We start from the raw sequence: 19181 nt of genomic DNA on the forward strand, positions 1-19181 counted from the left end.
CTCATATTTTATAAACGTTTTTCTATGAGTTTTCAGAATGGACAACACCTATCATTATTCTAAGTGCTCTTGACACTTATATCTTATTGAGTGTCTTCAGAATACATCCATCTAGAAATGTATTTTTCAATATATTAAAGCCGACCTTATTTTAGAAGGTCGGCTTTAATAGCAAATTATAAGTATAAAGTAAGGAATGGAAGGTCTCCTATAATTAAAGGTCTAATTAAACAATCCGCCTAAGAGACTCTTGCTTTTTGTTGAATTACTGAATGTATTATCTGCTTTCGTTCCGCGGATAGGAGTATTAGTAAAGCTATTAAATTGTTTAGCGAGTTTATCTCGTGATCCTTTATTTCTCATTAAAAATGCTGCTCCGAGACCTAGTGCGGTTAGTGCCATTTTGTTTTTATTCATAATAGTTTCCTCCTTATATTATCTTGATACGAATTGTTTTCCCATATTTTTGGATGTTAAACTATCGATTGGCTGATGTTTAATATTAGAAATAAAAGGATAAACAATTTAAAACATATTAAAGGGAGTGTTACAATGACAAAAAAGCACCCAGTGGATAAAGAAAAACAAGATATTTCAGGACGTATTATGGATAATCCTGATTTATTAAATACTGAAAAAGAAAGTATTTTTGATAAGGATGAGGATATGAAGACAGTCGATCCTATCCCGGTAGAAGAGTTAAATGAAAAGGTGAAAGATGAAAAAGATAAGCGAGGTACTAAGTCTACCTCTGCGAGTGAAGAGCGTTATCCAGGATAATTTTCCATGAGTTGTTTATTTTCGCTAAACAATGGTGATAATTTATATGATAAAGTAATCATTAAATGGAGGAGTGCTTCAGAATGAGAATAAAAAAATATCCATTACTTAGTAGTGCTATTATCTCATCTGCCCTATTATTAGGGGCTTGTGGAGATAAGGAAGAAGTGACCAAAACACCTGATAAAGATACAGCTCAAAGTGAATTTGGTTTTCAGTCATTTGAATTGGATATAGATACGGCAGATCAAAAGGATGCAATTGATGCTTCTTTTGATATTGATATATCAGAAACAGAGGCCGAGTACGTTAACCAATTAGAATCCATAAACCTTACTGGCGATGATGCCTATGCAGAGTTGGAGCCTATCTTTAAAGATCTTGCTTTAACAAAAGATATGAGTAAGGAAGAAGTGATAGAAAAAGTTACTCAAGCATTTGGAGTAGAGGAGTATACTGAATTCGAGTTAGAAGTAGAATTCTCGGACGGAGATACGCAAGAATTTACTGACAGAAAATAAAAGATATAAGCCTTGGGAGACGATGAAAGTCGTTTCTTGAGGCTTTTTTAAAGAATAAGAAAGTATAAAACTTTGTGCCTTGTGCTCAGATATCCAGGTACTTTGAAGAATCAATTCTATACAATGATACTGCTGACTTTCGTTTCAAGTAGACGCTTTCCGCGGACGTTGCCTCTGCCTCCTCGCTTCGTTACGGGGTCTTCGCCTAACGCTTTCCCCGTTGGAGTAGCCATCTTCCGCTTCAATCAATAAAGGGTGTATTACTCATCGATAAGATTTTCTTAGTATATCTATAGCAACAAGTCTGTCAAAAGCCTACCGAAAACGATAGAAACAGGTTTTGACATTAAAGGGCGCTTGTACTTTTCTTACTTAAATAACCGTATGTACTAGAATAATTACTTTTTTATTACAAAGTGATTAACAATAGCTACATAGTGTTTAGGTTCAATCGTAAGGGGGGATGTATGGAATAAGACTAATTTTGAGGAGGCAACACCATGAACATTGAATCGAATAGACGAATTGAATTTGCTCGTACGGAAGAAGAAATGTATGAAAAATTGGAGGGCCTACAAAATCAAGGTTATGCAGAAAGTGATATACATGTAATTTCAACTGAAAATGCACATTTAAATACACTTAGTCGTCATTCAGAAGTTTCTACACATGAAGCTGGAACATTTATGGACAAGTTCAAATCCTGGTTTACTGGTGAAGATGCAGTAGCAGAAGGATTAAGAAAATTAGATTTAAGTGAAGAGGAAAGAACAAGATATGCGGAGGAAGTAGCAAGAGGAAGTATTGTCCTCTACACAGATGTCCTGACGTTTAACGATGAACCGATGTACGGTTCTCATGAAAATGAATTTGATCAAGAGTATACAGATACGGTTGGTACAGATATGGTACAAAATCGTTTTATGGAAAACGAAGAACCGATTAGTGACTATGCTAAGGAGCAAGGATTAACACCATCTAATAATAAGTTCGTAAATGAAACAGATGGACGCTTTGATGAACCTCAGGATCGCTTCGCACGTGGAGAGACCTTTGCAACTGATCCATACTTAGCTCGAGAAGAGGATCATATTGGACACTCTATGCAGGAAGACAGGGTGGTTAGAGAAACTCGTCCAAAGATTGAGGGAAATGTTACGATGGAAGAAAAAACATACGGCACGCAATCTCCGGGAGCCGATCCGAATCTAGGTCCAGCAGCATATGCGAGCGAAACAGTAGATGAAGAAGAGGAAAGATTCTCTCATGATCAGTATGAAGAGAAATTGGAATTTCAAAAGAAATTAGATGATATTCCTCCTACTAATCGACTATATTAAACTTCACTAAACTAATAGAACCTCTCTTTTGAGAGGTTCTTCTTTGCATTCTCTTATGAGATAATAAGAGTCAATCTAACAAAACGAGGTGACGTAAAAATGGACTTTGTAGCTATCGATTTTGAAACAGCTAATAACCTACGTTCGAGTGTTTGCTCGGTAGGAATTGTGCAAGTTAAGAACGGGAAAATATATCGAGAAATACAATCCTTAATAAATCCTTTAAGTGAATTTCATTATTATAATACAAAAATTCATGGGATTACCGAATATATGGTCCATAGTGCACCAACCTTTGAAGAATTTTGGCCAAATGTGAAAAATCTTATTGAAGGTCAAGTTGTCATTGCACATAATGCAAGTTTTGACATGGGGGTTTTACAGGAATCATTACGTCAATTTCATGAACCCTCTCCGAGCTTTGAATATGGGTGCTCTTATCGAATTGCTAAAAAGGTTTGGCCTCAGCTATACAATCATAAGCTCTCCACTGTAGCAAGTTATTTGGGTATAGCCTTAAGGCACCATGATGCCCTAGAGGATGCTCGCGCCGCCGCTATCATTACAATAGAAGCGATGCAGAAAACCCAAACAAATACAGTTCAACAATTGGCAAAACTACATAATGTGAAAATAAGCTCATCGATTCAAACTAAGAAACAATCCCCATCCAAGCGAAGTAGCAAATCAGACGTGACTATAGAATTTTTGGAACCTGAAAGTACAGCGCTAAATTCTAAGCATCCATTTTATAGAGCACAAATTGTTTTCACGGGAAGAATGCTTTCTATGACAAGGTCGAAAGCAGCACAACTTGCAGTGAATTGTGGAGCAATTTGCAAAGGGACGGTGGACCATCAAACAAATTACTTAGTCGTGGGAGATAATGACTTAGCCAAATATCTACAGGGCATAAAAAGTACTAAAATGCAAAAGGTGGAAGTCATGATTCAACAAGGGCTTCCAATTGAAATAGTTGGAGAGCAAGACTTTTTAAGGTTAGTTCGATATCCGATGTAGTAATTTAAATAGGTCTATATATACATTACTAGGGATCTGTTTAGAAAAGTCTAGATAATTTCTCATGATTGAAATTCTGATATAATGTGTAAAGTGAACTATATTGGAGTTTTGGAGGTATCGTATGAGAATAAAAACAAGAATAATCTTGGTCACAACAGTCTTAATCATATCCATAATGGGGGTAGGGGGATTTTCTACATGGGTATTAAGTGATGTTGTTTCTAAAAATAACGAATTAGATAAATTAACAGAGATGCAAACAATTTCAAAGCATATACAGTTTCGTCTCGCAGGGCTATCCAATGATGAACGAGCACTTCTTTTAACAGGGGATTTAACCTATGCAAAACAAATGGAAGAAAAGTCAGAGGATGTTTTAGCCAAAATAAGTCGTTTAATCGAACTTGCTAGTACAACTAGTGATAAAAATGTAATAGAGGGTATCCAAAATGACTATAAAGAATTTTGGTCAGCAAGCCAGCAAGTAATAAAAAATAGCACGATAAACAAAACGACAGCAGAAGAAATCCATTTTGGAGAAGAACGAAGAATACGAAAAGAAGTTTTGGATCCGTCTTTCGATAGTTTTATAGAACAATTGGATGAAAAGACAACCCAAGCTAGTGCAAATTTACAAGAACAATCTAAGGTTAGTCAGATCATCTTAATAACAATCTCTATAATAGCAATATTGGTGGGAATCATACTAAGTATAATTCTTTTGAAGGCTATTATTAGACCATTGCGTCAACTAAAAGAACAAATGACTGAAATTGCTAATGGGGATGGAGATCTAACAAAAACAATTCACATAAAAAATAAAGACGAATTAAGTGAAGTTAGTGGAGCTTTCAATCAGTTTATTTCTTCCCTGAGAGAGATAATATCTCAAATTAGCTATTCAGCGGAACAAGCAGCTGCTTCTTCAGAAGAATTTTCTGCTAGTGCTGAGCAATCTAAACTTACCTCTCACCAAATTGCAGAGAGTGTACAAGATGTATCAATTGCTATGAATGATCAATCTACCATATTACTAGAAGGTACAAAAGCAGTTGAGCAATCCTTAGAGATTCTAAAGAATATGTCTGCATATACGATTGAGGTATCAGAAGAAACAACTGAGGTTAATAGTCAAGCGGAAGACGGTGAGAGGTCTGTAACAGAAATAGTTGCTAATATGGGGACTATACAGAAATCAGTGGATGAAGCTGATAAGAATATTAATTCATTAGCAAATGATGCCTTGAAGATTGGTGACATAACCTCGATGATTAATGAAATTGCAGAGCAAACTAATCTACTAGCTCTAAATGCAGCAATAGAAGCTGCACGAGCGGGAGAACATGGAAAAGGATTTGCTGTTGTTGCAGAGGAAGTCCGTAAGTTAGCGGAACAATCTAGTAAATCGGCAAATGAGATTAAAGGACTCATTACACTTATACAAAGTACATCTAAAGAAACAGTAAACACGATTGAAACGGTGAAATCAAGCGTGAATAATGGAATCCAATTAACTTCTGGCACCGCTATTCAATTTAAAGAAATTATGCTATCGATTTCACATGTTTCAGATAAGGTACAGGAAATAGCTAATCAAACAGAGCAACTAACTGGGGATTTCACGTCAGTTGCAGAAAAAAACATACATATTTCTGAGTTATTCAATATAAATAGCGAAAGCACCCATGAAATAGCAGCTGCTACTGAAGAACAATTAGCATCCATGGAAGAAATCCAAATTGCTGCATCTTCTCTGACATCAGTTTCAGATTCCTTGAATGAATTGGTACATCGTTTTAAAATATAAATTTAACAGACATCCTATGAGTAGAGTTTACTTGTGGGATGTCTTTCTTTGAAGGATTGTATAAATAATTGTCCAGGTGAAATGCTAATGTGGTTAAGGGAGAGGATGTATTATTCAGGAGACTTACTCACAAGTAATTTGCATTTACTAATCACTGATTTTGACTTGATTGTTTTGCCTAGTCATGGGAAATATGTAAATAAAAAATTACAGTAAAAATTCAAGATCTCATTCATTCTAAAATAATGTGATCTTCTTTTAATTGTCAGAATAAAAAGTTAAAATATAAATAGATTAAGTGAAAGGGGAATGCAGATGACATTTTCTATCGTTGGTTTCGATCCACAAACAAAGGAATTAGGTGTGGCCGTTGCTTCCAAGTTTTTGTGTGTTGGAGCAGTTGTTCCATTTGCCAAGGCAGGCGTAGGGGCAATAGCAACTCAGTCCTGGGCAAATTTAGATTATGGTATAGATGGCTTGGACATGCTACAAAGAGGCTTGTCACCGGAAGAGGTTCTTAAAGAGTTAGTTGCAAATGATGAAAAATCTGGTGCCCGACAAGCTGGTATTGTAGATGCAAGTGGTCGTAGTGCTATATTTACTGGGGAAGACTGTTTCGATTGGGCGGGAGGATTGGCAGAAGCGAATTTTGCTATTCAGGGAAACTTATTGGTCAGTGAAGATACTGTTAACGACATGAAGGCGGTTTTTCTACAAAAGGAGGCTTCTCTTGCTGAACGATTATTGGCAGCATTACAAGCTGGTGATATTGCAGGGGGAGACAAACGGGGAAAACAATCTGCTGCTTTATTAGTAGTAAAAGAAAATGGTAGCTATGGTGGGTATACAGATCGTTATATCGATCTTCGAGTGGATGACCATACTGACCCAGTTAAAGAATTAGCGAGACTTTTGAAACTTCATCAGCTCTATTTTATAGGGACAACTCCAAAGGATATTGTGGCTATTGAAGGTGAGCTAGCGGAAGAGATACAAAATATGTTATATGAAAATGGTTTTTTAGATCGAAATCTTACAGAAATGGATGACTTACAAGATGCTATCCAGTCTTATCATCTCATTCAAAATTTTGATGAACGTGTTCAAGAAAGGGGTTTTATCGATAAAAAAGTTGTAGAGTTTATGCGTATTAATAAGTAGATGAATCTATTTCATAAAAAAATAATTAATAGCAAAATCCAAACAAAGTTGATTTCCTCTCCAACGTACTTTCATGTTTCGAAGCTAGCGTAGCGCACTTAGCCTTTGTCCCTTTTAAACGTTCCTGCGGGGCTTTCAGATCGTGCTCCTGTCGTTTCGCTATGGGTGCAGAAGTGTGCTGTTCCCGCTGGAGTGGCGGACCTGCGCTCCAATCAACGAACACCACTTTAAATAAATGAATAATATCATATAAATATTCGTATTTTATGCGGAAAAAAGTAATTATGAAATTGACTCAGGTGTTATTAAAACTAGTGATTAGGAGTAAGACTATTAGTAGGAAATAGAAAACGAGAGTCGTGACGCTAGTCACGACTCTCGTTTTTTTCAATACCTACTTAATCTTTTTGAACTTCCACTTCTTCGATTTTTGGTCGTAGTAAGCGGCTACCTTAGTTCCTTTTTTACCTTCTGTAGTGATGATAAAGTAGTCTGAAAATCCTTTTGTAATTTTTTTGTTACTGCTATCAAGGAAAGCCATATCCTTAAGTTTCAAGTCGTCTTTGATCTTGTGTTTATTTTTTTCTTTTAATAACCCTGGTGGAATATGATAATCCAGGTATAAGGTGAACTGCCCGCTAGCTGCAAGTACATCGAAGTTTTTAGCAGTTATCGAGAATGTTCCATTGATAAGTTTAATTACTACATCTTTATTTGCAGTATTAATCTTACTAGTTGCCGCTTCTGTAAAACGTATATTAACATCACCGTCATTATGCATTACAGAGCCATCCACCGTAATTACCTTCTTCGAAGTGTCTACTTCATCCTCTGTTATAATAGCTTCGCCATCTATAGTCGAATGTACTGTTACTTTAATGGTCACTGATTTATCGCCATACGTTGCAGTAATAATTGTTGTCCCATTCGATTTAGCGGTGATTACGCCTTTGTTTACGGAAATAATTTTAGTATTAAAACCGCTATAAGTAGCCTTCTTAGTAACATCCTCAGTCGTAGTGGAACCGTCCTGCTTTTTAGTCGTTTCTGTTAGCTTAATATTTGCCTTTTTCCCTTTTACTAACTCGATTGCTGTTTTATTTGCTGTAAGGGTTTTAGTTTCGGGTTCGTTCAATTCCACTTGAATAAGAACAGGGTCATGGTCGGAAGCACGACCGTGAATATCCATATAGTTAGCGTTAATATGAATCATATCCACAGTAGTTTTATTAGCTATATTATTTGTAACTAGAACATGGTCAAGTACCTGGTTATTCCCTTGATAGTAATAAGAGAAACGCTCGCCAACTGGTACTTTTTCTACCATATTCGTTAAAATTCCACCTTTAAGTGCAGCAAGAGTCGGAGTGAATTCGAAATCATTCATATCTCCAGCAACTATTACACTTAAATCTGGATCCTTTTCTAGACCTGCTTGGATGAAATTGTTAATCATCGTAGCTAGTTCAATTCTTTCTGCTTCTGAGCCAAGGAATGGAGGTTGGTTTTTACCGAATAAAGGCTGATCCCCACCTTTGGAATTTAAATGAGCACCGATTACGACTACTTTTTCTCCTTGGAACTCAAATTGTGCAGCTAATGGCTTACGTGTGTTCTCTTGTGGTAAGTCAAGAATTCTTCCAGGATTCAAGGTGAGATTTCCAGCTTCATCCCAAGTAACTTTATCAGTGGAGCTGCCTTTTGTTCCTTCTGTAAGTGTTACACGATCTGGGTTATAGAGGTACCCGACGCGAATGTTCCCGCCCGGCTGCCCCCCATCCTGATTATATTCAGGTGCGATGTCAGTCCAAGCGTATGTTGGTCCACCAGCAGTCTCAATTGCAGCGATCAGCCTTTCATAGCTTGCCGAGGCATCTGTATTTCCAGAAGCAGTAGGACCATCATTATCTTGTACTTCTATAAGAGTGATAATATCAGGCGATTTCATATTCTCCACAAAAGATTTAGCTATTTTTTCTACTTTTTCATCCGGCGTGTTTTCAGTATTTGTTGAGAAATTTTCAACATTGTATGATGCTACAGTTAATTTATCCTCTGTAGGTTCGATATCCGTCACTACAGTTGGTTTTTCAATACGAGTGATTGGTGGAAGAGTAGACTCCTCTGTCCATAGCTTGAAATTACCAAAGCCGAAGCCCATCACTCCGACAATCTCACCTGTATAATAATCGCCTGATTTGGCATCATATTTTTCATTTCCTGTTAATACTAATATTCTTTCTGGATTATAGTCATTAGCAGAAATATTAACTCCGCCTAGTACATTGAACTTTGTATTAGTAGAGTTCCCTGCTATTACAGGTATTTCTCCATACTCTTGTGGTCCAATAACTTTTGCATTTGGTACAGCCAAACGCATTAGTTCTACGGATTCCCAAAAGTCTATTCCATCGTCTAATGGGTCGAATGTTGTTAATCCATCATTATCGATTATTTCAGTTGGAGGGAAAATATCTTCTCCAATTACTAAAGGTACAGGCAATTCTGCTATTCCAGATTTAGTAGCGGATGTTGCACGAATTCTAGTAATAGGAAGATCATTTGCTTTCATATCTGAGTAGCCCTCGTAGTACCATTCCTCCACGGTTCCCGCTACTGTAACCAAATCTCCAATTGCTAAACCATTAGACGCTTTGTTGACGATTATTGCTTCAGATGTTGTATTGTCATCATCAGCATTTACATCTTGAATTACAAAGTTTGCTGAATTGTACAGATGAGTTACAACACCGGTAATATCCTGAACTGTTGCACCCTCATAGTCTGAGAAGTGAGTTTGTCCCTGAATATCACGAATAGATAGGTTATTTGTTTTTAAAATATTGTACGTAAAAGTAAATACGTCCGATATAGTATCACTAACAGCGATTGCTTTAATCGTAGTATCTGTTGATAAAGTAATTGGTGCATTATATAACGTGCTATCTGTAGAAGGTGTTGAGCCATCCAATGTGTAATAGATTGTCGCACCCTCTATAGGGGAGATTAGGGAAATTTCAGTTCCTTCCGAAACTGTACCTGGAAAGATATCCGTGTAGACTGCAGGCTTGTTAACTAATTCAAAGCTTTCTAAACCAAGTGTTTTTAATTGGTAAGTCGTGTTGAAAATTGAAGCAATACCAGATATATGGACAAAATCGCCTTCTTTATATCGCTGTACGAATGTATCATAATCTAAACCATTTCGATTATCGTTACGAATAACAACGGACTCTCCGTTTTCATGTGTTGCAGTAAATTCGAATGTTCCATAGTCGTTTGTTTTAGTTAAATTAGTAATTGCTACATTATTTACAGTTACTCGTTCACCTTGAGTTTCATCATTTACTCCAGCTGGTGTAATAATTTGCTCAAAAGGCATTTCATTGCCAGTGGAGATTTTCGTTATTTTGGTAGGTTGAATTTGTATTTCGCCGCTGTATGGACTAACTTTACCCTCAAGTTCAACGACATCACCAGGATTAACATCTGCTGAAGAAGTGAATGCATAGATTCCAGCGGTAGTATCTTGAAGATAGAATGCCTTTCCGCCCCAAAAGCCCATTCCGGTTGTTACAGTCCCCGTAATTTTAACTAGTTTGTCTGGGTTAGTAGTTGCTCGTGCAGCCGCAATGTTTTCCAATACTTCTGCTTCGGGAGGTGTTTCACCATCCGAAACTATTGTATAAGCAGTAGGACTTTTTAGACCAGGAACAGAGAAGTATGCTTCCAATGAACCTGTCACGGTTACTTCTACTTTAAAATTTTGTGGATTATCTTTTAGATTGAGTGCCGTTCGAATAGCACCAGTTGGTAATTGAACCGGTAAAATATTGGATGGATTTGTCTCATTTGGTGAATCTGCTAAACCAATATTTGTAGCTACTGTAAAAGGGGCTTCCTGATCGTAGGAAGATCCAGAGTTAGCAGTTCCAACGATGTAACCTTGAACAGTTGCGGTACCTGTGTTATTTGTAATTGCTTCTGAGACACTAATTGGCTCAGCGGCTAGAACACTAGGTGCAATTATAAATGGTACAAACATGGAAACTACTAATATAAAGGAAATAATAACCTTATTATAAGCATGATTCCAAAGACTCTTTTTTGTCATTTTATCCACTCCTTGAACATTTTTATATTTCGGATAGATTATAGCAAAAGAAAATAACAATATTGTGTGAATGTTGTAAAACTTTAAGAATTCTGATAAAAACAGGTGAGAAGTAGGTAGAGAGAAATATATTCTATTAAAAAATAACTATTTTAAGTCGAATCGAAAGTGCTATAAAACTGTATAATTTATCGTCGGAAAGTAGTATATTAAATGCATGTTAATTTGTGAAAATAATGATAATTGGAGTGAATAATAATGATAACGGCATTCAAATCTCGAAAAGAGGATATAGAACAATTCAAACAAAAAATAGATGAATTAAATTCTAAATTGGATAAAAAAGATAATGAGTTTCAAATTTTCTTAAATGATTTACATAAAGAGTTAGTGTCTACTATTGGTCAACATGACATAGTAAACAACCAACATGCTATTTTAGGGGAAATGGTTGGTGAAATCTTAAAAGAGTTTAAACGAGTTGAAGAGAGTACGATAAACTCAAATAAGATATCAGATGAAGCACTGGCGAAAGGTGAGTCACTAATTGCCTCATCGAATGAGATGGTTACGTTATCAGTGGATAGTAAGGAAGCGGTACACGCTGTAGAAAACCTTATCGATAACTTAGGGGATCAATCTAGAAAAACATCTGCAAGTATGAATCAGTTAAGTGAACGTTCTAAGCAGATTGAAGAAATTGTAAAAGTGATTAGTGATATTTCTAGTCAAACAAATTTACTCGCTTTAAACGCATCCATTGAAGCTGCAAGAGCGGGAGAGCATGGAAAAGGATTTTCGGTTGTAGCAGATGAGGTCCGTAAACTCGCGGAAAGCACGAAGGAGAGTACTGCAGATATTGCAGATCTTACAAAAAAAATTCAAGAACAAATTTCAAAAGCGTATGAGGATAATATAAGCAATATGAATTTAGTAAGTGAAGGGATGAAAACCAGCTCTGAAACAACTGAGCAAATAAATTCCCTGTTGAGCATCATTACGAATGTTCAGGGAGAGGTAAATGAACTATTAGATTTCATTAAGCATCAAAAAGTATCCAATGAAGATGTTATAGACAAGTTTCAAAAGACAACCGAATTGTTTGACGATACAAATGCTGTTCTCATGAATCATATTGATGAATCAGAAGTGGTTACTGAAAAGCTTTTAGAAGCTGTTGATAAAGTTAAAGGTTTTCAAGCCAAGTAAAAACTACCAAGCATCAGCCTCCTGATGCTTGGTAGTTTAAATTTGTTAGTTATTTCCTAATTACTTTAGTTGAGATTCATAGTATTTCACGCTAAAACTATCTAAAGGTTTTTGTAGTTTACTTTGAATATACAGTGCGGCTGTATTGAGTTTGTCGGGATCTATATTTGTTTCAATCCCCATATTTGTGAGCATATAATTTAAGTCATCAGTTGCCAAGTTACCAGATGCTCCCGGAGCGTATGGACATCCACCTAAACCACCCAGAGAGCTATCGAATTTAGATATCCCCATCTCCAATGAAGCTAGCACATTTGCTAAAGCAGTTCCACGGGTATTGTGAAAATGCATTGCGATGCTTTCAACGGGATATCGTTTTAGAAGTTGTTCTAATACTAGTTTAACTTGAGAGGGATTGGCTACTCCAATAGTGTCACCTAATGATAATTCATTTATTCCCATTTCAAACAGGGAATCCGCTAATCGAATTACCTGATCAATTTCTATATTTCCTTCATAAGGGCAACCGAAAACTGTTGAAATATATCCTCGAACTGTTTTCTTATTAGAAATACTTTCTTTAACAACCTCAGATAAGACAATCTCTGTTTCTGAAATAGTTTTATTAATATTTTTGTTATTATGAGTCTCACTCGCAGAGAGAAAAACAGCGACTTCATCAATACCACTCTCCAATGCTCGCGATAATCCTTTTATATTTGGAACAAGGGCGGCATAAGTGACATCTGGGTTTTTCTTAATATGTTTTGTTACATACTCTGCATCCGAAAGTGCGGGAATCCATGAAGGATTTACAAAAGAAGTTACTTCTATATAATTTAACCCCGAATTAGATAAGTGGTCTATCCATTGTATTTTATCGTCTGTTGGAATAAATTTAGCTTCATTTTGTAATCCATCACGTGGGCCAACTTCTCTAATGCTTACGCTTTTAGGAAGACTTTGTGTTGTCATATTAAAAAACTCCTTTTACTTATATCCCGAAGAGGGTCATCATAATCCAGGTAGATGCGTAGAAAATCATAAATTGTACACCGGCACCAATTCCAAGAATTCGATTTAAAAGACCACCAACAGCTGCTACTGTAAATGTAAGTACAACACCAACAAGTTGTGCTTCATGGAAAGCCAGTAGACAAGCAAGTCCTATGAACATCGCCACAATAGCTTCTTGGCTTACAAGTTTCATAACTAGAACAGAAGCTTTTCTTGCATAGTTCATAGAAAAAGGGTAGGCGATTAACGAAGCAACAATAAGACCTATTGCTCCATAAAGGAAAAATTCCCATGAAGTTAAATAGGTGTGTAGATTATTTATTGGGTCGACGGTGAATACTGGTGGTGCGTTAAATAATGGTGAGCCAGGGCCAAGAGCAACAGGACTTAGTGGAATCCCAAAAGCTATTAATGGAATGATTACTTCTGCGATATACGTTGACTCTGTTACTCCATTCATCACTGCTAAACTAGTTGTAGACTTCTTATATGCGCCTTTTGTACGGGAACCGACAATTTCACCCATTAGGGAAGTCATGCCTACAGGACTAAAAACAAAAGTAAGAGAAGAAATAAAAGTTGTAATTGAAGTGAATATTTGTTGTCTTCCAGTTAAAATTTTTAAAGGATTTGGGAAGTATCCTTTCCATGATTTAGTTTCAGGAGCTAGATGATATTCTTTAGGCTTATCTCTTTCAATAGTCTTTTTAGCGCTAGAGGAAGTGGCAAATAGAAGATCACAGAAAATCGGACCTATGGCAATTCCCAAGAAGAAACTGATTGATAAATGCTTATCCAATATACTAAAACTCATCAAATCTAAACTTTTAATAAAGAAAGCGAATGGAATAATCATTAAAACACTTACCCATTTACCTTTAGAGAAAAAGGCGATTAAAATAGCTGCAAGTGTAAAAATTATTCCTGTTGATGACTTAAAAAAGTCAGCAAATTGTCCTAAAAATTGACCTAACAAAACAGCTGTAGGTAGCGCAATAAATGCACCAATAATCCCACCAGAAATCATCTTTCTAAGAGCAATATGGGGCATACCCATTCTTCTCAAAGTAGTTGCATGGTCTATTAATGGAACAGCAGTAGTATCTCCGGGAATACCCATTAATGCAGTTGGAACTGCATGTGTAAGATGTTTTGCTAGAACTGCTGCCATGAAAAATGAAAATACAGCAGCTGGAGGTGCACCTAGAAGGATTACTAACAAAGTAAGTGGAACCATAATAGCTGTCTCATCGGTACCAGAGATTAATCCTATTAGAGAGAAGACAATCGCACCAATTAATGCAAATAAAATAGCTGTAACTAGTAAACTCATTTCTTATCCTCCTCTCCAAGTGCCCGAAAACTATTTAAAACTCCTAATTCCTCCAATTCCCTTTTAGTAATAGGATCGTTTTCGATCAGTTCTAATTCTTCCAGAGGATCTAATTGTAAATCTTCGAAAACTTGTCTCATACTTTCAGATGAGGTTTCCTCTTCAACTAATATTCTTTTTGGTTTAAATAGAATGGAACAAAGAACTAAAGAGATAACACTTCCTAAAATACCGATTAGTAATGAATAAGAAGCCACCATACTTTCACTTGCGATAGAAGGAAGTAACCAAAGACCAATATTGTAACCTCCTAAACTAATTCCTACGCTTAATATAACTGCGAAAAGTAATTGATTTGGTAGAATTGTATCTCCAAGTATCTCTAAATATGTTTTTGTTTTTTTATTCTCCTTAAAATCAGCAGCTGATGATTCATGGTTATTTGCCATCCTATTCACCTCTTTGAATTGCTTTAGTTATTTCTAAGATACGGTCGTATCTAAGGTCTTTCTCTTTGACGGCCTGTACGACGATTCTATCTATATCAGCCCTTTTTGCACCCGCCATTACTGCTAAGTTTCTTGCATGTAAAGACATGTGACCTCTTTGAATACCTTCAGCAGATAAGGCCCTTAATGCAGCCGCATTCTGTGCCAATCCTGCTGCAGCTATACATCCTGCAAGTTCCTCAGCAGAATTTGCTCCCATTATTTTAAGGGCAGCTTGTGCAACTGGATGCGTTTTCGTTGCTCCACCAACAATTCCAACAGCCATTGGCAACTCAATAGATCCGGATAAATTTCCATCTGCATTTATTTCCCATTTTGTTAAAGACTTATATTGACCAGATATAGATGCATAGGCATGTGCTCCAGCTTCTACTGCACGAGTATCGTTTCCAGTTGCTAAAACTACAGCAGAAATACCATTCATAATTCCTTTATTGTGGGTAGTTGCCCGATAAGGATCATAATCCGCAAATTCGAAAGCGCTTACAATGTTATCGACAATCTCTTTGCCACCAAGTGCCTCTGTAGAGAAAATTGCTCTAGCACGAACTAATCTGCGATCTGCTAAATTTGAAATTATTCTTAATACAACTTTACCACCAGTAATTGTCTCGATAGTCGGAGAAACTGCTTCTGCCATTGTGTTAACAGCATTTGCACCCATTGCATCTTTTGTATCAACAATTAGATGAATTACTAACATTATTTGAGAGTTTGTTGGAATAATATGAACCTCTAAATCCTTAGCCCCTCCACCTAGTGAAACTAATGTTGGATCTTTTACATTACAATCAGCCAAAATTTCTTCTTTATGCTCAAAAATCTTGGCTTTAGCAGCATAAGGATCTGCTACATTTAGTACTTGAATTTGTCCACGCATGATTGTTCCGCTCATTGACGTGAAAAAACCACCGTGTTCATAACTTGCTTTTGCTGCATTACTAGCGGCTGCTACAACAGAAGGTTCTTCTGTTGCCATAGGGATAAACATATCTTTTCCATTAATTTTAAAATTGGTTGCAATCCCTAGTGGAATTCCCATTTGTCCAATAACGTTTTCTATCATTGAATCTGCTAAATCCATCGAAAGTGGATGCTCCCCAGATAAATACTTTAATTGTTCATCCGTTAAATTGCGTCCTTCCGTAACAATATCAAATCTTTCTTTAGGTGATAAACGATAAAACCCTGGAACTCTTGTGTTTGACATAACATACACCCCTTATTTTTGTGTAATAGCATTCAACTTAGTTGAATGCTATTACACAAAAATACATTAATAATTATTACTTGTAAATACCGAATTTAAAATTTATTCAGAAAATGAAATCAATTTAAATGTTAGCAAAAATAATTATTAATGAGGATTAGTAATGGTGGGAAAGGCAAAAATACGGTTGGTTCCTCTATTGAGATACAAATTAAAGGGGAGTATTTTGTATAAAAAATGTCAGGACTTTAGCTTCTTTGCTCTTATCTGCAGAAAGAAAAATATGGGGTGTATTTCCTTCGAAATAAGCGCTATCACCTTGTTCTAAATAGTGAAGCTCACCATCATAATACAGGTTGATAGACCCGTTAAGAATAAAAATAAACTCGTCTTCACTATGAGTAAATGGTTCTACATATTCAGCTTCAGGTAAGACGGTAACTATAACTGGTTCTACTTTACTAAATCGAGGACGATTTGCAAGAGCTTCATAAGTATAGCCAATTTCTTTGTTTCCGATTTTTAATTTTTTTTCATTGCTTTTAACGATTGATAATTTATTTTGAAGATTGGATTCCAAAAACCAAGACAAAGGAGTATCCAACTCATGTGCTATTTTAGATAGAGTCGCTACAGCTGGGGCGGCTTGACCATTTTCTATTTTTGAAATATGACTTTTAGTAAGATTGCATCTTTCAGCTAGTTCTTGTTGAGTTAGATTCTTGTTTAGCCTAGCTTCCTTAACTTTTTTTCCGATACTATGTTGAAGATAAATTGGGCTCTCCTCCTAATTAGTTTACTTGCCTTTAATAATCATATAATACATTAATTTCTCTCATTTGTAATTCTCTCACAGGTACATTTTCACTGGATGGCTGTGTAGTTGTAAATTATTCATTTACTTTACGATTACTACTAAAAAGTAAGGAAATAAAATTTGAGAGCAAGTAAATCAGTTTATTAAAAGGAATTTCTTCGAATATTTATAGACGAAAAAAAGAGTAGAGATCTTGGCTTGATGTTAGTCGGGACCACTACTCCAGAATCTTATATGGTGTTCTGACAAATTAGTCGAGTCAAAAAGAAAGAGAAAATACAAGTATTACGTTTCTTAAGAATTTATTTATTCAATTTCCAAACAGCATAATTAAGACCCAATGCAAAAGCAACCCATCCTACATATGGAATCATTAGTGCTCCTGCAGTTTTATCGACTTGTTGAAACTCGTATGCCGTTAACGCAATACATGCTAGCATAAGGCTAATTTCTACAAGCGCAGTTCCACGTAATCCCCAACGGAAAAATAGAAAAGACCATAAAAAATTCAATCCTAATTGTAAGTCATATAAGGGAACAGCAGGTGAAGAATCTTTCCTCTTATTTTTCGTCTTTAGGTCTACACGGTATTTAGCGATTCCCATTGTTGCGTAAAGAGCGGTCCAAACGACTGGAAAAACAGCACCAGGTGGCGAGAATGAGGGCTGTTTTAGTTTTTTGTATTTCTCTTGCGCATTTTTATTGGCAATCCAACCAGTAACAGAGCCACCGATTACTGGTATAAGAATACTAAGTGCTAATTTTTTTTTGTTTATACGACCATTTACTTGTAGTGTTTCCATTTAACAACCTCCCAACACTATTTATTATTACATTCCCTATACTTCTCGAAATACTCTATTTTGTTTAAAATAAAATAATTTGAAAAATGAGAATATGGTATAATTATCAAGTTAATATATAGACTAGGAGCGTATAAATGAAAATTAAAATAATTCATACAAATGACGTACATAGTAATTTTGAAAACTATAAAAAAGTAGTTACTTTAATCAATCAACATAAAGACGAAAATACGATTATTTTAGACGGAGGAGATTTTGCTGATTTTAAAAGTATTGAGCTCCAAGGTACTAGAGGTATAGCTGCAATAGAGTTATTGGAAGCTGCAGGATACGATGCAATAACGATTGGTAACAACGAGATGTTCAATGGGATAGACACATTAGAGCATATGGCGAGTAACAGCCCTATTCCTTTTATAAGCAATAATTTGTTTAAAAAAGATCGATCCAATATAAATGGAGTTAAATCTAGTGTTATTTTAGAAAAAAATGGACTCCGAATTTTCATTACAGGATCTTCCCCTGATATGGGAGTATTTAATGATGGATTAGGCATTCATATGACCGATTATTCTAAAGCTATAAAAGACGAAATCCGGAATAATAAAGGGAAGTATGACATTTGTATATTACTTAGCCATGTCGGCACCTTTGCTGATGAACCTCTTGCCGAAGAGATTAAAGAGATTGATATTATTATTTCTGCACATGATCACAAATTATTTGAGCAAGCAAAGATTATTGATAAAACAATTATGAATAGCGCAGGTAATTATGGGGAGCATGTAGGTATTATGGAGTTTGAAATACAGGGTGGTAAAGTACATCTTGTCCATTCAGAGACTATTTCTACAGCGGATATAAAAGGGAATGAACAAATAGAATCTATTCTAAGGTTAAATAAAGAAAGAGCTATAGAAGCATTAAGTAAACCTTTGTATACAGTAGAAAATCCTTTATGGCATGACGTTGTGGAGGAAAACCCAATTTCCAATTTAATAGCTGAAGGTTTGAAGGATATGTTGGGATCAGAAATTGGTCTTATCAATAGCGGTATTTGTAATGCGGGAATATTTCATGAAATGACACAAAAAAAGCTAATTGAGATATGTCCTTCTCCATTAAATCCAACTTCCTTTGAGATTCAAGGTAAGCATTTAAAGGAAGCACTGGAGCAGTCATTAGATGCGCAAATATGCTTGGCAGATGGAAGAGGTCCAGGATTTAGAGGGAGATTTGTAGGTAGGTTGCATGTTTCGGGACTTCAAATAGAACATGATGGGAAGAATATTCATGCAATCTATGTAAATGGGGAATTATTAGAAGAGGAAAGATGGTACCTAGTCGGCAGCTCCGACTATTTACAAAGGGGGTCTGGATATCCCTCACTTGCGAACAATAGAAATGAAAAATATTTAGCTGAAGAAATAAAAGATGTTCTGCGATTATATGGGGAAAAACAAGACTTTTGCGAGGAATCTTTTATTCATAAATGGAAAGAAGTTTCTAAAATAAGGGGATAGAAAACGTGGAG

General features: G+C 35.9%; 16 protein-coding genes. 8 read left to right on the forward strand and 8 right to left on the reverse strand.

What is annotated here, in order from left to right:
* Window positions 1-222: 222 nt before the first annotated feature.
* Window positions 223-417 carry a hypothetical protein gene (locus tag KD050_RS13520; RefSeq protein ID WP_211896397.1) on the reverse strand — a complete coding sequence of 65 codons (195 nt, stop codon included), beginning with the start codon at window positions 415-417 and terminating at the stop codon, window positions 223-225.
* A 135-nt stretch (window positions 418-552) separates the two neighbouring features.
* Between KD050_RS13520 and KD050_RS13525 the strand changes: the two genes are divergently transcribed.
* The 6 genes from KD050_RS13525 to KD050_RS13550 all read left to right on the forward strand — a co-directional run bounded on the left by KD050_RS13525 (window position 553) and on the right by KD050_RS13550 (window position 6632).
* On the forward strand, window positions 553-780 hold the full coding sequence (locus KD050_RS13525; RefSeq protein WP_211892867.1) for a hypothetical protein: 228 nt from the start codon (window positions 553-555) through the stop codon (window positions 778-780).
* A gap of 83 nt (window positions 781-863) precedes the next feature.
* Window positions 864-1301 (forward strand): YusW family protein, encoded by a 438-nt coding sequence (locus KD050_RS13530; RefSeq protein WP_211892868.1) that lies wholly within the window; start codon window positions 864-866, stop codon window positions 1299-1301.
* A gap of 500 nt (window positions 1302-1801) precedes the next feature.
* Window positions 1802-2641, forward strand: coding sequence for a YflT domain-containing protein (locus KD050_RS13535; protein WP_211892869.1), 840 nt, complete (start codon window positions 1802-1804; stop codon window positions 2639-2641).
* Window positions 2642-2740: 99 nt separating this feature from the next.
* Window positions 2741-3661 (forward strand): exonuclease domain-containing protein, encoded by a 921-nt coding sequence (locus KD050_RS13540; RefSeq protein WP_211892870.1) that lies wholly within the window; start codon window positions 2741-2743, stop codon window positions 3659-3661.
* A 124-nt stretch (window positions 3662-3785) separates the two neighbouring features.
* On the forward strand, window positions 3786-5471 hold the full coding sequence (locus KD050_RS13545) for a methyl-accepting chemotaxis protein (RefSeq protein ID WP_211892871.1): 1686 nt from the start codon (window positions 3786-3788) through the stop codon (window positions 5469-5471).
* Window positions 5472-5786: 315 nt separating this feature from the next.
* Window positions 5787-6632, forward strand: a complete 846-nt coding sequence (locus KD050_RS13550) for a DUF1028 domain-containing protein (RefSeq protein WP_211892872.1) — start codon at window positions 5787-5789, stop codon at window positions 6630-6632.
* Window positions 6633-7026: 394 nt separating this feature from the next.
* On the opposite strand, the gene KD050_RS13555 is transcribed toward KD050_RS13550, so the two are convergent.
* Window positions 7027-10746, reverse strand: coding sequence for a DUF6359 domain-containing protein (locus tag KD050_RS13555; RefSeq protein ID WP_211892873.1), 3720 nt, complete (start codon window positions 10744-10746; stop codon window positions 7027-7029).
* A 258-nt stretch (window positions 10747-11004) separates the two neighbouring features.
* Here KD050_RS13555 and KD050_RS13560 point away from each other — a divergent pair, with 258 nt between their 5' ends.
* Window positions 11005-11955, forward strand: a complete 951-nt coding sequence (locus KD050_RS13560) for a methyl-accepting chemotaxis protein (RefSeq protein WP_211892874.1) — start codon at window positions 11005-11007, stop codon at window positions 11953-11955.
* 60 nt (window positions 11956-12015) lie between these two features.
* Here the strand turns inward: KD050_RS13560 and KD050_RS13565 are convergent, their stop codons facing one another.
* From KD050_RS13565 to KD050_RS13590, 6 genes are all read right to left on the reverse strand, one after another.
* A complete protein-coding gene (locus tag KD050_RS13565; protein ID WP_211892875.1) occupies window positions 12016-12930 on the reverse strand; it encodes a hydroxymethylglutaryl-CoA lyase in 915 nt (304 codons plus the stop codon).
* Between the two features lie 19 nt (window positions 12931-12949).
* Entirely contained in the window at window positions 12950-14305 is a 1356-nt protein-coding gene (locus KD050_RS13570) for a tripartite tricarboxylate transporter permease (RefSeq protein ID WP_211892876.1), read from the reverse strand.
* Window positions 14302-14754, reverse strand: a complete 453-nt coding sequence (locus KD050_RS13575) for a hypothetical protein (protein ID WP_211892877.1) — start codon at window positions 14752-14754, stop codon at window positions 14302-14304. The genes KD050_RS13570 and KD050_RS13575 overlap by 4 nt, the downstream gene beginning before the upstream one ends.
* A gap of 1 nt (window position 14755) precedes the next feature.
* Entirely contained in the window at window positions 14756-16024 is a 1269-nt protein-coding gene (locus tag KD050_RS13580; RefSeq protein WP_211892878.1) for a hydroxymethylglutaryl-CoA reductase, degradative, read from the reverse strand.
* Between the two features lie 211 nt (window positions 16025-16235).
* Window positions 16236-16799 carry a helix-turn-helix domain-containing protein gene (locus KD050_RS13585; protein ID WP_211896305.1) on the reverse strand — a complete coding sequence of 188 codons (564 nt, stop codon included), beginning with the start codon at window positions 16797-16799 and terminating at the stop codon, window positions 16236-16238.
* A 344-nt stretch (window positions 16800-17143) separates the two neighbouring features.
* Entirely contained in the window at window positions 17144-17644 is a 501-nt protein-coding gene (locus KD050_RS13590; protein WP_211892879.1) for a TspO/MBR family protein, read from the reverse strand.
* Between the two features lie 137 nt (window positions 17645-17781).
* Between KD050_RS13590 and KD050_RS13595 the strand changes: the two genes are divergently transcribed.
* Complete coding sequence (locus KD050_RS13595; RefSeq protein WP_211892880.1) at window positions 17782-19170, forward strand: bifunctional metallophosphatase/5'-nucleotidase; 1389 nt, start codon at window positions 17782-17784, stop codon at window positions 19168-19170.
* Window positions 19171-19181: the final 11 nt, after the last annotated feature.

This window comes from Psychrobacillus sp. INOP01, assembly GCF_018140925.1.
GTDB lineage: Bacteria > Bacillota > Bacilli > Bacillales_A > Planococcaceae > Psychrobacillus.

Bases quoted from the DNA above. Each gene is read 5' to 3' on its own strand.
- KD050_RS13580 (WP_211892878.1), bottom strand. From the start codon at position 16,024: ATGTCAAACACAAGAGTTCCAGGGTTTTATCGTTTATCACCTAAAGAA.
- KD050_RS13570 (WP_211892876.1), bottom strand. From the start codon at position 14,305: ATGAGTTTACTAGTTACAGCTATTTTATTTGCATTAATTGGTGCGATT.
- KD050_RS13535 (WP_211892869.1), top strand. From the start codon at position 1,802: ATGAACATTGAATCGAATAGACGAATTGAATTTGCTCGTACGGAAGAA.
- KD050_RS13560 (WP_211892874.1), top strand. From the start codon at position 11,005: ATGATAACGGCATTCAAATCTCGAAAAGAGGATATAGAACAATTCAAA.
- KD050_RS13520 (WP_211896397.1), bottom strand. From the start codon at position 417: ATGAATAAAAACAAAATGGCACTAACCGCACTAGGTCTCGGAGCAGCA.
- KD050_RS13550 (WP_211892872.1), top strand. From the start codon at position 5,787: ATGACATTTTCTATCGTTGGTTTCGATCCACAAACAAAGGAATTAGGT.
- KD050_RS13590 (WP_211892879.1), bottom strand. From the start codon at position 17,644: ATGGAAACACTACAAGTAAATGGTCGTATAAACAAAAAAAAATTAGCA.
- KD050_RS13540 (WP_211892870.1), top strand. From the start codon at position 2,741: ATGGACTTTGTAGCTATCGATTTTGAAACAGCTAATAACCTACGTTCG.
- KD050_RS13525 (WP_211892867.1), top strand. From the start codon at position 553: ATGACAAAAAAGCACCCAGTGGATAAAGAAAAACAAGATATTTCAGGA.
- KD050_RS13565 (WP_211892875.1), bottom strand. From the start codon at position 12,930: ATGACAACACAAAGTCTTCCTAAAAGCGTAAGCATTAGAGAAGTTGGC.
- KD050_RS13555 (WP_211892873.1), bottom strand. From the start codon at position 10,746: ATGACAAAAAAGAGTCTTTGGAATCATGCTTATAATAAGGTTATTATT.
- KD050_RS13575 (WP_211892877.1), bottom strand. From the start codon at position 14,754: ATGGCAAATAACCATGAATCATCAGCTGCTGATTTTAAGGAGAATAAA.
- KD050_RS13595 (WP_211892880.1), top strand. From the start codon at position 17,782: ATGAAAATTAAAATAATTCATACAAATGACGTACATAGTAATTTTGAA.
- KD050_RS13530 (WP_211892868.1), top strand. From the start codon at position 864: ATGAGAATAAAAAAATATCCATTACTTAGTAGTGCTATTATCTCATCT.
- KD050_RS13545 (WP_211892871.1), top strand. From the start codon at position 3,786: ATGAGAATAAAAACAAGAATAATCTTGGTCACAACAGTCTTAATCATA.